This window comes from Streptococcus sinensis, assembly GCF_000767835.1.
GTDB classification, from domain to species: Bacteria; Bacillota; Bacilli; order Lactobacillales; family Streptococcaceae; genus Streptococcus; species Streptococcus sinensis.
This window is the reverse complement of record NZ_JPEN01000035.1, coordinates 1-11,606: the sequence shown is the minus strand read 5'-3', so window position 1 is coordinate 11,606 and position 11,606 is coordinate 1. Positions and strand designations below refer to the sequence as shown.

13 protein-coding genes are annotated in these 11,606 nt (G+C 43.3%); 1 reads left to right on the top strand and 12 read right to left on the bottom strand.

The annotated features are described in order from the left end of the window. Positions 1 to 111: 111 nt before the first annotated feature. The gene (locus tag SSIN_RS02190) at positions 112 to 465 is read left to right on the top strand and encodes a DUF3397 domain-containing protein (protein ID WP_037615213.1); all 354 of its coding nucleotides are present in this window, start codon (positions 112 to 114) and stop codon (positions 463 to 465) included. A 22-nt stretch (positions 466 to 487) separates the two neighbouring features. Here the strand turns inward: SSIN_RS02190 and gloA2 are convergent, their stop codons facing one another. The 12 genes from gloA2 to SSIN_RS02135 form a co-directional block, all read right to left on the bottom strand. After that, on the bottom strand, positions 488 to 874 hold the full coding sequence (gloA2, locus tag SSIN_RS02185; protein WP_037615215.1) for an SMU1112c/YaeR family gloxylase I-like metalloprotein: 387 nt from the start codon (positions 872 to 874) through the stop codon (positions 488 to 490). 107 nt (positions 875 to 981) lie between these two features. Then, positions 982 to 3,279 (bottom strand): DNA translocase FtsK, encoded by a 2,298-nt coding sequence (locus tag SSIN_RS02180; RefSeq protein ID WP_037615211.1) that lies wholly within the window; start codon positions 3,277 to 3,279, stop codon positions 982 to 984. Positions 3,280 to 3,470: 191 nt separating this feature from the next. Further along, on the bottom strand, positions 3,471 to 3,929 hold the full coding sequence (locus SSIN_RS02175) for a GNAT family N-acetyltransferase (RefSeq protein ID WP_037615210.1): 459 nt from the start codon (positions 3,927 to 3,929) through the stop codon (positions 3,471 to 3,473). A 15-nt stretch (positions 3,930 to 3,944) separates the two neighbouring features. Continuing rightward, positions 3,945 to 4,370: a GNAT family N-acetyltransferase gene (locus SSIN_RS02170; RefSeq protein WP_037615209.1), complete on the bottom strand. Its 426-nt coding sequence runs from the start codon at positions 4,368 to 4,370 to the stop codon at positions 3,945 to 3,947. A 63-nt stretch (positions 4,371 to 4,433) separates the two neighbouring features. Continuing rightward, the gene (locus SSIN_RS02165) at positions 4,434 to 5,444 is read right to left on the bottom strand and encodes a S41 family peptidase (protein WP_037615207.1); all 1,011 of its coding nucleotides are present in this window, start codon (positions 5,442 to 5,444) and stop codon (positions 4,434 to 4,436) included. Positions 5,445 to 5,521: 77 nt separating this feature from the next. Next, positions 5,522 to 5,785 carry a hypothetical protein gene (locus SSIN_RS02160; RefSeq protein WP_037615205.1) on the bottom strand — a complete coding sequence of 88 codons (264 nt, stop codon included), beginning with the start codon at positions 5,783 to 5,785 and terminating at the stop codon, positions 5,522 to 5,524. Between the two features lie 43 nt (positions 5,786 to 5,828). Beyond that, entirely contained in the window at positions 5,829 to 7,229 is a 1,401-nt protein-coding gene (locus tag SSIN_RS02155) for an amino acid permease (protein ID WP_037615203.1), read from the bottom strand. A gap of 131 nt (positions 7,230 to 7,360) precedes the next feature. Further along, positions 7,361 to 9,349 carry an ABC transporter permease gene (locus SSIN_RS02150; protein WP_037615201.1) on the bottom strand — a complete coding sequence of 663 codons (1,989 nt, stop codon included), beginning with the start codon at positions 9,347 to 9,349 and terminating at the stop codon, positions 7,361 to 7,363. Then, positions 9,342 to 10,109 carry an ABC transporter ATP-binding protein gene (locus SSIN_RS02145; RefSeq protein ID WP_037615199.1) on the bottom strand — a complete coding sequence of 256 codons (768 nt, stop codon included), beginning with the start codon at positions 10,107 to 10,109 and terminating at the stop codon, positions 9,342 to 9,344. Before SSIN_RS02145 ends, SSIN_RS02150 begins: the two co-directional genes overlap by 8 nt. A 291-nt stretch (positions 10,110 to 10,400) precedes the next feature. Further along, a complete protein-coding gene (locus SSIN_RS11005) occupies positions 10,401 to 10,532 on the bottom strand; it encodes a hypothetical protein (protein ID WP_262366324.1) in 132 nt (43 codons plus the stop codon). Positions 10,533 to 10,727: 195 nt separating this feature from the next. Next, complete coding sequence (locus SSIN_RS02140) at positions 10,728 to 11,075, bottom strand: class Ib ribonucleoside-diphosphate reductase assembly flavoprotein NrdI (RefSeq protein WP_037615197.1); 348 nt, start codon at positions 11,073 to 11,075, stop codon at positions 10,728 to 10,730. Positions 11,076 to 11,084: 9 nt separating this feature from the next. Beyond that, the gene (locus tag SSIN_RS02135) at positions 11,085 to 11,432 is read right to left on the bottom strand and encodes a hypothetical protein (protein WP_037615195.1); all 348 of its coding nucleotides are present in this window, start codon (positions 11,430 to 11,432) and stop codon (positions 11,085 to 11,087) included. Between the last annotated feature and the right edge of the window lie 174 nt (positions 11,433 to 11,606).

Sequence of the window (11,606 nt, the reverse complement as noted above, 5' to 3'; positions counted from 1 at the left end):
GAGAATACCATATCAAGTTTTTAGATAACTTTCGTTTGGTCTCACATCATTGACAAACGTACAGCAAGAAAAAATTCTTATCTTTTCGCATTTTTATGGTAAAATGGTTGTATGGTATTATTAAAAATTGCTTCAGTATTATTTATCTTTCTAACCCTCATTTTGGCTATTATCACGGTGAAAGTCTTTAAATTAAAGAAATATGGTTTGAATTTTGCAGACTTGGCTTTCCCTTTCTTTATTGTGGAGTTTTATATCATCTCAGACAAGGCTTTCTATCACAGTCTCTTGCCTCAGCTGGTTTTAGCGCTCTCTGGTCTGGCTATTGCTATCACAGTTTATTTCCTAAAAAAGAAACAAACTTTTTACTATCCCAAATTTTTCAAATTCTTCTGGCGGGCCGGTTTTCTCTTGACATTCTTCATGTATCTAGCTATGGTCATCAGTATATTTATTTTGCAGTGAAAAAGAGCCAAGGCTCTTTTTTTTATTCATGAAGCTCCAGAGGCAAGCCATCGGGATCAAAAAAGAAGGCCATCTTACGACCGTCAAAGTCATCATAACGCAGCTCAGTATGGGGAATCTCTAAACGATCAAATTCCGCTAGAGTAGCCTCTACATCTGCTACTCGGAAGGCTAGATGCCGCAGACCGGTATGCTCTGGATGGGGGAGGAAGGGCCGTTTGGGTGCTTTTTCTTTGATGAAAATTTCCAGAGTCAGATTCCCCTTGCGAACATTAAAGAGAATGTCCTCCTTATCTGGCCGGTGGTGCTCATCCAGCATCTCAAAGCCAAGCTTATCCACATAAAAGGTCTTAGTTTTGGCATAATCATGACCAATAATCGCAATATGATGAATGGTATCTAGTTTCATAACTTCTTTTCCCTTCGTTCTTAAGTAGAGAAAATCTGCCGGCTGACTGCTGGCAGATTTGTTTTTATCGAATTCTTCTTTTTCTAGTAAACTAGTTAAAATAAAGATCAATTAGTCTGCAAGACCTTTCTCGGTTTTGTGCCTTCAGCTGGTCCAATAACGCCGGCAGCTTCCAGCTCCTCCATGAGGCGAGTCGCCCGATTAAAGCCGACCGATAGTCGCCGCTGAATCATAGACGCGCTGGCCTTCTGCGTCTCGATAACCAAGGCTTTGGCTTCCTCAAAGAGTGGATCGCCCTCATCGTCACCTCCACCAATATCCAAATCATTGTCAGATACTTCACCAGGATCAAAGCTGTCGTCATAGTCAGCTTCAGCTTGATTCTTGACAAAGGCAACAATGCGCTCCACATCTTCATCTGAGATAAAGGAGCCCTGCAGACGAACCGGATGGTTTTCATCAATAGGCTTAAAGAGCATATCACCACGACCTAGCAACTTCTCTGCACCGTTCTCATCCAGAATAGTCCGACTGTCTGTTCCGCTAGATACGGCAAAGGCAATCCGAGACGGTACATTGGCCTTGATCAGACCTGAGATAACATCTACAGATGGCCGCTGGGTAGCCAGAATCATGTGAATCCCAGCCGCACGCGCTTTTTGTCCCAGACGAATAATGGTGTCTTCCACTTCCTTGCTGGCCACCATCATAAGGTCAGCCAGTTCGTCCACGATGACGACGATTAAAGGCAGGGGAACCTGCTTGTACTCTGACTGGGCATTGTACTCAGCTACCTTAGCGTTGTAACCAGCAATGTTACGGGCGCCAACCTTGGAGAAGAGTTCATAGCGGTTTTCCATCTCGTCTACAACCTTCTGGAGGGCACGACTGGCCTTGCGAGGATTGGTCACGACGGGGATGAGCAAGTGGGGAATGTCGTTATAAACGGACAGCTCCACCATCTTAGGATCCACCATCATAAACTTGACTTCATCAGGTCTGGCCTTCATGAGAATGCTGGCAATAATGCCGTTGACAGCCACAGATTTACCAGAGCCAGTAGAGCCCGCTACCAAGAGATGGGGCATCTTAGCCAAGTCAAAGGAGCGGACAGAGCCGTTGACAGCCTTACCAAGCGGGATTTCTAGGAGCTTATTAGCATCCGTCTTGGACTGGTCCCAGAGTTCTCGGAAAGTCACGGTCGCAACTTCAGAGTTGGGCACCTCAATCCCAACTAGGGATTTCCCAGGAATTGGTGCCTCAATCCGCACATCCTTAGCAGCTAGGGCAAGAGCCAAGTCATCAGCCAGATTGGAGATCCGATTAACCCGAACGCCGACAGCTGGCTTAACCTCGTACTTGGTGACAGAAGGCCCGATTTCAGCTCGCTCGACAGTAACCTTAATCCCAAAGCTAGCAAATGTTTCTTCCAAAATCTTGATATTCTCTCGGACAATCCGTTTTTCTTTGGACTGATTTTTGGGCTTATCAGGCGCAAAGAGATTGATGGTCGGTAATTTATAGTCTAGACTTTCTTTGGTCGTAAAATCTACTTCTACGTCCGCCTCTGCTTCTTCTATCTCCTCTTCGTGGCCAAAATCTAGCGGCTCATGAGGATTATAGTCGCCCGGTTCATCATAGTCTACATCATCAAAATCAACCGGTGTATGAGCCAGATCCTCATCATCTAAAATCTCACCCGTCTCAGGATCCACTCCAAGTCCTTCTTGTTCCACCTCAATAGCTTTCAGAGCTTCTTGAGCAGCCCTCTCTTCTCGCTCAAGGAATCTTTGCTGCCGCTTTTCTTCCCTCTTTTCACTCCACTGTTGGAAAGCTATGCTTAATTTCTCAGCAATATCATAAATCGACCATGGACTCATGAGCAGGACTCCAAGCGCAATCAGAAGCAAACCGATAAAATAGGAGCCGATATTTGAAAAAAGAAAAGAAATCGGCGCATAAAGAGCCGCCCCAAGCAAGCCCCCACCAGCAAATGAGGTCACTTTAAAGGCCATCAAATCTGTCAGGACTCGCGTAAGCGTTGTGGATAAAACCTGCCCTTTCAAATGCAAAACGTGAACAAAGTAAGCTTGAAAAATCAAGCTCAAGCCCAGAAAAAAGCTGATAAAGCCTGAAATTATCCCTTCATGCTTATGCAGCCATTTGAAGAAAAAGAGATAGCCCAAACTGGCCAAGATAGCCACATAGGCCATACTGCCCACCAGAACTCGAATTAAATTATAAATGGTGACCCCGAAGGCACCTAGTTTTAGAGCAGCAAACAACAAAACGATAGCCAAAACAAAAGTGGCAATCATCCGTTGAATCGCTTTCTGCCTTTCTAATTCTGCTTTTGTCGGCCGTCTAGTAGTCCGACCTTTTTTCGTATTTTTCTTATTTGCCATAATTTTCATTATAACACAATCTAGCTAGTTTTAGATAATCAAACTCAAGTTGTTTCAATTACTAGAAAATCTTATGATTTTTTTATTGTGCACTTATATTGTATACTCAAGATATAAGAAAAGCCCAGAAAATTCCTTCTCAGCTTTCCTTTCTCTATTCTAGATTCACCATAAAAGAGGGCCATTTTTTCTCAAAACTCCTTTTGCATTTTAACAAAGAGGTGAATATCGCCATTGCTTTCCTGTGGGATGCGCCTCACCATTTCAAATCCCATATTGAAATAGAGCTGCTGGGCTCGGTGATTGAAGTCAGCCACGGATAGCCTTATGACTTGGGGCGCAAAATTTTCCATGATAAAGCCCAAAATTTCCTGCAGAAATGAAGCACCCTGGCTCTTTCCGCAGTGCTCCGGCTTCATCCCCAAACCAAGCTCCAAAGTTCGCTCTCCTTTCTGATCCAAGCAGAAAAATCCATAGAGCTTCCCCTCTCGCAGGACTTGATAATAACGGTCCCCACGCGCTTCAGGAGAAACCATTTCTTCATAATCCTCTAGGTCATTTTTCATGTCATAAAAATCATAAGGCGCTTCATAATGCCAGTCCTTAGCAATTTCTAAAGCATGCTGCTGGGTTAGTGGTTCAATCATCATCTTCTCCTCCTTTCTCTAAAATTCCCAATAAAATCGTTTCTGGTCTGCTTTTTTGCTGCAACCAAGACTGCGGTAAAATTCATGGGCTGCGGAGCGAGAAATGCCTGAATTAATCCGAATCCCTGTGTAGCCTGCCGCTTTTCCCTCTTCACGCAAAGCTTGCATCAGCGCTCTGCCATGTCCCCGCCCTTGAAATTCCTGAGCGACGGCCAAAGCCAAGAGATTGAGCAAGGACGGGAAATAGAGACAGTCGTAGCTAGTCGCATGGGCGTAGCCTATGACCTGTCCATATGCTTCAGCGACCAAAATCAAATGCTGGTCATTCTCTAGCAGCCTCTTCAGTTGAGCCTCCGTCGCTTTCCTATCGAAATTATATCCCAAGCACTCAGCATTGAGCCGCTGAATGGTTGAGACGTCTCTTAGTTCTACCTTACGAATCATCTGTCACCTCGTTCTTCTCTTTATTATAGCAGAAAAGCAGTCTCTTTGACTGCTTTCAATGAACTATTCTCCTAACTGTTCCTTCAACCAAGACTCCGCCTCTTCTAAAGGCTGGTCAGTTAGGACATCGGGCTGAATTGCCTCATTCTCATAAAGCTTGCCCGTACGATCTAGGATACTCGAGGTAGTCAAGAGCAAAGTCGCTCCATCATATAGTTGATAATAATTATTTCCCGTAGTATAGCTTGCCGTTGGCTGACCAAATATTTTAACATTTTCCAGTCCCTTAAAAGCTAAAACAGTCATCTCTCCTGAGCTACCTGTCTTCACATTGGTAAGGATAGCTATTGGCACTTTCTTTGCTTTCTCATCAGTCTGCTCCAGACCAAGCTGCTTCAGAACATCTAATCGCGAAACCGCGCTCTTGCTTCCATTTTTATAAACGAATTGGAAGAGATCTTCATTAGGCAAAAGAGAGGACAGTCCAGCAATCATCGGATACATATTCCCGCCGGTGTTATCTCTCAACTCCACTACAACCGCCTGATAGTCATTCTTTTTAAGAGCTGTCGAAAGTTTATTTACATAAGCTTTCGCTGCCTGTGCATCACCAGTGAAAGCAGGAACTTTTAAATAGAGAATACCCTCCCGATTCTGCACTTCAGGTTGATTTTTGCTTTCTGGACTATTTTCAGGATTATCCTGTGGACTTAAAAAATAAGAATGCTTTCCGCCAGCCTCTTTGGTTAATTTTTCCAAGACAGGATAGGTGTCCTGATAAGTCTTGGCGGATTCAAGCTTCTCCAAGGCTTTCTTCTTCTCATTTTCCCAATCTTTGTCCGTATAAAGACCGAAATCAAGCTTTTTCACAACCGAGCGGGTGTAGTCCTGCGGACTAGGTGGGAAAAGAAAAATTCCATAGTCTGGACCAAAGTAGGCTAGAAAACCTATTAAAAGAGCAAGCAAAATCAGTACTGTTCCCAAGCAACCTAAAAGGACTTTTTTCATAATCGCGCAACCTTTCTTGTTAGGATTCCTGAGCAAATTATAGCAAAATAGAGACCTGTTTTCCACGTCTCTACCTTACATTTATCATAGGCAATCTTACATTTTTGTAAGATTATTTCATTTAAATCTACAAAATCCTATTTCTATCTCTCACCCTTGGAAAATGCAATCATCAATCCAGAGACAGCTATACCTGCTAAAATAATGAGACAGATATTTTTCAGAGGATAGAGCCAATCTTTATTTTCCTCATGCCACCTTGACTTCCAAAGCCCAACATAGTCAGCGTTCATATGTTCGGGTTGATTCAGCTGGATATTGATCACAATGGCTAGTAGGGGCAGGGCAATTAAGAGCAGGATAAACAGCCAAACTTTCTTCTTTTTCGTTAGGTTGAACTTCTTCATTCTTTTCTCCGTATATTTCCTATCTAGCTATAACTTCTTTATTTTATTTTTCTCTCGCTTCTATTTCCGAATGGCGATAGCCGTAACCGAAGTAAATCAGAATTCCCAAGACCAGGGCGATTCCAAAGGCCAGCCAAGTGTCCCAAGTGTACTGAGTCATAAAGGAAAGACAGATGACAATGGACAAAATCGGAGTTAGAGGCACCAGCGGAGTTTTAAACTCTCCTGCCTTAGGCTGTCCCTTATCCTTCCGCAGCTTCAGAATGGCAAAGGCTAGCATAATCAGGTAAGCTAATGTACAGATATTGAGGAAGGAGGCGATGCTGGCCAGAGGGAAGATTCCAGCACAGATAGCCGCCACCACTCCCACCAAGATGGTTGCGTTTTGGGGCACTCTGCTCGTTGCAGTTAATTTTTTAAAGGACTTAGGTAACAAACCATCACGCGCCACACTATAAATCATCCGAGACAAGGCATAAGTCATGGTAATGCAGACAGTTATCAGGGTCAAAATAGCCACGATGGAAACATAATTGGCCGCCCAATCCAGTCCAATACTACGAAGTGAAAAGGCTACTGCATCTGGAACATTAAGCTTGGTGTAATGTACCAGTCCAGTCAAGACCAAGGTTACCAAAATATAGAGAATGGTAACGATACTAAGGGACAGGACGATTCCACGTGGTACATTTTTTTGTGGCTCTTTAATCTCATCCACTGACATGGAAATCGACTCAAAGCCCAGAAAAGCAAAGAACATCAGAGAAGCTCCTGCCATAATCCCCGTCTGCCCGCCATAAATCTGGCCAAAGCCGAACGGAGCAAAGTCAGACCAATTCTCAGGTCGAAGATGAAAGAGCCCAACGAGGATAAATAGGGCCAAAGCTGAGAATTTGAGGACTACTAAGGCAGAGTTGAAGCGCAAGGCTGCTTTTGAGTTTAAAAGTACGACTCCTGTAACAAAAAACACAACCAGAATAGGTAAAATATCGATGTAGGTTCCCATCTGTGGATCAAAAGTTCCATTTAAGGCTGTTGGCAACTGAAGACCAAAACTACTGAGCAGTCCCTTTAGATAGGAGGCCCAGCCAGAAGCGACACCAGATACAGCTGTCATAAATTCCATGATAGTCAGCCAGCCGGCCATCCAAGCCGGAAATTCTCCCAAAACAGCGTAGATATAGCTATAAGCTCCACCATTGGCCGGAACCCGCGAAGCAAATTCCGCATAAAATAGAGCACAAATACTGACACACAGGGCAGAAATCACGATAGACACAATCAAAGCTGGACCCGCATACGTCGCTGCGCCGATTCCCGTAACAGTGAAAATGCCTGTACCGACCATAGCACCGATTCCCAAAAGAATCAAATCTACCAGTTTCAGATGCCGCCGCATTCCCGTCCGGTTTTTACTGGCATCTTTTTTTCGAAAAATATTCATAGCAATCTCCCTCCAAAGCATAGATGGTTTATTATATCATAGATTGTTGGATTTACCAAAGTCTCTTTTTATCTCCCCCTTTTTCATCGGGCAAAGAAAAACAAAATAAGAAGCTGGGAAAACCCAACTTCTTACATAGAAACAATCGTACGATAACTCCGAGAAGTAATCATAAAGACAAGCACATAGCTGATAAAGAAGACCGCGCAGACACCTAGCGTAACTGCCAGCATGAGTGTTGCATTAAGCACTCCCAGGGCGGACAAGATTAAGCTCAGCATGTGATAAGCAAAGGTCAGATGGATAAAGGCAAAGGCCAGCGGCAGGAAGAAAACAATCAAAATCTGCTTCCGAATGGTTTGTCTGATTTGCTTTTCATCCAGACCGACTTTTTGTAAAATCACAAAGCGATCCCGATCCTCATAACCTTCTGAAATCTGCTTGTAGTAGATGATGAGAATGGTTCCCAGCATGAAGACGATTGAAAGGAAAATCCCGATAAAGAACATACCACCCAACATTCCTTTGATTTCTTGTTTCTCAAAGGCTGTCACCGAACCATAAACCGCTTGATTTTCCGGCAAGGTCAGATTAAACTGATGCAACTTTTCTTGATAGGCATCCCTCAGCTTGCGCTGTTCTGCTGTTGGTAAATCCAGATTAAGCCCACCATAATAGTCAAGATTTACAGCGTATTTATCCATCAAGGCAGAGAATACCTGACTTGGATTTTTAAGGACCATGTAGATTTTCTCTGGGATAATCATGTTCATCTGGTCTGGCAAATTGCCAAAGATAAAGTCTTCTTTTAGTTCTTCTTTGATTTTAAAGGTCTGACCAGCCAGCTGCAAGTCTTGCTGGAAATCTAACTTCACTCCTTGCTGGTAGAGTGCCACCTCGTCATCCCCAAGATTCAGAGTTTTCCCTGTCATACTCTGATAATCCGCTTCTGAAATGGCTAGAATGTAAGTATTCGGCGTGACAAATCTCTGATCGGCAGCGAAAATATCAAGTTGATTGCCGGCGCGACTTCTCACCCCCATCGTATAATATTGATAGACGACTCTTTTCGCGACTGGTAACTGTTGCTCATTCGCAAACTCTGTCAGAACTTGGTCCATCTGCTCACCCGTGACTCCTTTTCCTTGAATACTCATATCATGAGGAAACAAGGCTTTTTGCATGTAGTCACCACCAGCATAGATATTAGCTCCGCCTGATAAGGTCACCAGTACCATGGTTGATAGAATGGCAATCGTTGCCAGACCCACCGCATTTTTCTTCATGCGGAAAATCAAGTTGGAAACGGAAATCATATTATTAGGTTGGTAATAATAGGACTTCCTCTTTTTCAAAAACTGCAGAAAGACTGTAATTCCCGCATTAAAGAGCAGATAGGTCCCCAGAATCACAAAGAGTACCGCGACAAAGAATGTAAAAATCGCTGATAAAGGATTGGTAACTCCTAGCGCAAGAAAGTAGCCAAATGCCAATGCTGCGAGTCCAAGCACAGTTTGCAGGAGTAAAAAGCGACTTTCCTTTTCTCCACTATTCTTTTCTTTGACCAATTGCAGAGCATCTAGTTTTCTCAGTCTCAGGCCATTGCTCATCATCAAGCAGAAAAAGACAAAGGCATAAAAAACAGCAACAGCCACGACTACAGATGGCTGGAAAGTCGAAACCAGCACAACTTTAAACCCCATGATTTTCAGCAAAAGAGCATAAATTAGCTTGTCAAATAAGAGTCCTAGTCCCAAACCAAGGAGAAGGGTGACCAAACCAAATACCATCAATTCGATGACCACCATGACAAAGAGATGGGATTTATTGAGCCCTAGCACACTGTAGAGCCCCAGCTCTTTGGAGCGATTCTTGAAAACAAAGCTATTGGCATAAAAGACGATAATGCTGGTGGTGATGCTGACAATAACCATCCCCAGCGATAGTACCATAGAAACTGCACTTGCTCCAGCCATTTTTATCAGATTGGGATTGAAGGTCAGAGAGAAAAAGATGTAGGAGATGGCGATAGCCAGACAGGTCGCCAGAGCGAAAGGATAATAAAGCTTACGATTTTTGACTAGGTTGGAAAGCGCAAGCTTACTGGTTAATCTAAGCATGAGCACCCACCTCACTTGCCATAACCGTCAACGTATCGGAAATTTCTTGGAACATCTGTCGCTCAGTCTTGTTGCCGCGGAAGATTTGATTGTAGAGAATCCCGTCCTTGATAAAGAGCACCCGCTTGGCTCGACTGGCTGCTGAAGTCGAGTGAGTCACCATGAGAATAGTTTGACCGCGTGCATTGATGTCGCCAAAGACATCCAAAAGAGCAGCTGAAGACTTGGAATCCAAGGCTCCTGTCGGCTCATCTGCCAGCAAAATCTCAGGCTCAGTGATGATAGCGCGAGCAACTGCCACCCGCTGCTTCTGACCGCCAGAAATCTCATAAGGAAACTTCTCTTGAAGTTTGTTAATTTCCAGCTCATTGCAGGTCGTGACCAGCTTTTGCATCATCTCGGTAATGGGACGACGAGAGAGTACCAAGGGTAGAAGGACATTATCCTTGACCGATAGGGTGTCCAGCAGGTTGAAATCCTGAAAGACAAAGCCTAATTTCTCCCGTCGGAAGCTGGAAGCTTGGCTATTTTTGATAGTTGCTGTGTCAGTTCCGTTGAGGAAAACACGGCCTTCGGTCGGCTTGTCCAGCATGGCTAGGATGTTGAGCAAGGTGGATTTCCCAGAGCCTGACTCCCCCATGATGGCGACATATTCGCCTTTCTCCACTGTAAAGTGAATGTCCTTTAGCGCCTCTACTTGACTACCCTGAAAGCGGGTTTTATAAATCTTTTTCACATGTTGTACATCTAATAATGTCATTCCTTGAACCTCTTTTTCATTATTTGATACTATTATCATACCGAAAAGCCCGACAAGTTTCCATAAGCTAATCTTTCATTTTAAACTCTTATCTTACATTTTTGTCACTTAGCTATCTTCAAGTTATGTAAAAACTTGATTTTCACTAAGGGAAGCTGGTTGTATGACTTGAGCTACTTTGCAAGTTTGCCTCTCTTTCCCCTAAACTTTCAGTTCCATTTGGGCAAAAAGGTGGTGGGATAGAATTAATCATTCTTAGTTCTATCCCAGCCCCTTCACTGCATCTGCTTCTTAATGACTATATTGTAACCAGAAATAATACTGGCTTGATGCACAGCCCAGTCTGGTTTTTTCGATTTCTTCTTTGGAAATCTTCTGCGCCTTTGGAGTGTGTTGTTTGTGGCTGAAGAGATTTGTTTTCATAGTGGGCCTCCTTTTATTTGGATATTGATTTTTGATTTGTTTTTCCTTACACCTATATGTTATAAAATTCCCCGTCCCGCTACCATCGAATAACCTTTCATTTTAAGCTTTAAACTTACATTTTTGTCATCTTAAAAGGATGAGTGATCACCACCCATCCTCTTTCTAGAAATTTAGCATATAGATACTCCGCTCTCAGAGTTTAGCTAGGTATTCCTGCACAATTTTGATGTCGTCTTCCTTACCACCTCGGTCAATATCGCAGATGTGCGGCAGCCCATATTTTTCGATAATCAAAGGTGTCGCCCCGCAAAAGGTCCGTCCATGCTTAACAGAATCTCCATTATTGACAAAACCTTTAATCAGGCTTGAGTGTTTCTTGATGAAGCGTTTGCTTGACCAAGGAATTTTCCCAGCACCTGCATTTCGAGTAATGAGAATGCAGGGTTCTTGCAACTTTTCCTTGATGCTTTGTGTCGGATAGCCTAGCGATTCGGCAAAGTGCTTCCCAACACCCGTTACTGAATCGTAAACTACAATCATTTCCTCTCCCTACTTTCTCAAAAAAATCAATGCCAGAAAAGCAGCAAAGCCTATAACAGCCACATCCGACATCAGTTGCAAGAGAAATTCCAAATCAGACATACTGTGAATATCGAGCAAGATACTAATCACCGTCAAAGCCAAGACCACCAGCTTGATAGCTACCGCCACGCTTGGCATTACAAGCGATCCAACCAAGATACAAATAAGACCACCAATCAAAAAAGACTGAAAGCCCAAACTTAGACCAAAGCCAAATTCCATCCCACCATAACCAAGGGTCAAAAGACCAATCACAACTAGGCAAAGGCCCAAAATAGTCCTTCCACTCAACATCATTCCACCTTGTTTCATCATTATTTCCTCACTTTCTCATTTGAATGAATATATTATTATATTCATTCACGCCTTCTCAAAAAAATATTTTTTCCAATTCACTTCCACCTAAGACTCTATATCACACAAATCCACCTTATATTTATATTAGCGGGTAGCTTCCGCCAGTATAAACCCTTTCTTAATTATTTTATA

What these genes read in the sequence shown, in the direction of transcription:
- SSIN_RS02190 (WP_037615213.1), top strand. Translation starts at nt 112, where the DNA reads ATGGTATTATTAAAAATTGCTTCAGTATTATTTATCTTTCTAACCCTC.
- gloA2 (WP_037615215.1), bottom strand. Translation starts at nt 874, where the DNA reads ATGAAACTAGATACCATTCATCATATTGCGATTATTGGTCATGATTAT.
- SSIN_RS02180 (WP_037615211.1), bottom strand. Translation starts at nt 3,279, where the DNA reads ATGGCAAATAAGAAAAATACGAAAAAAGGTCGGACTACTAGACGGCCG.
- SSIN_RS02175 (WP_037615210.1), bottom strand. Translation starts at nt 3,929, where the DNA reads ATGATGATTGAACCACTAACCCAGCAGCATGCTTTAGAAATTGCTAAG.
- SSIN_RS02170 (WP_037615209.1), bottom strand. Translation starts at nt 4,370, where the DNA reads ATGATTCGTAAGGTAGAACTAAGAGACGTCTCAACCATTCAGCGGCTC.
- SSIN_RS02160 (WP_037615205.1), bottom strand. Translation starts at nt 5,785, where the DNA reads ATGAAGAAGTTCAACCTAACGAAAAAGAAGAAAGTTTGGCTGTTTATC.
- SSIN_RS02155 (WP_037615203.1), bottom strand. Translation starts at nt 7,229, where the DNA reads ATGAATATTTTTCGAAAAAAAGATGCCAGTAAAAACCGGACGGGAATG.
- SSIN_RS02150 (WP_037615201.1), bottom strand. Translation starts at nt 9,349, where the DNA reads ATGCTTAGATTAACCAGTAAGCTTGCGCTTTCCAACCTAGTCAAAAAT.
- SSIN_RS02145 (WP_037615199.1), bottom strand. Translation starts at nt 10,109, where the DNA reads ATGACATTATTAGATGTACAACATGTGAAAAAGATTTATAAAACCCGC.
- SSIN_RS11005 (WP_262366324.1), bottom strand. Translation starts at nt 10,532, where the DNA reads ATGAAAACAAATCTCTTCAGCCACAAACAACACACTCCAAAGGCGCAG.
- SSIN_RS02140 (WP_037615197.1), bottom strand. Translation starts at nt 11,075, where the DNA reads ATGATTGTAGTTTACGATTCAGTAACGGGTGTTGGGAAGCACTTTGCC.
- SSIN_RS02135 (WP_037615195.1), bottom strand. Translation starts at nt 11,432, where the DNA reads ATGATGAAACAAGGTGGAATGATGTTGAGTGGAAGGACTATTTTGGGC.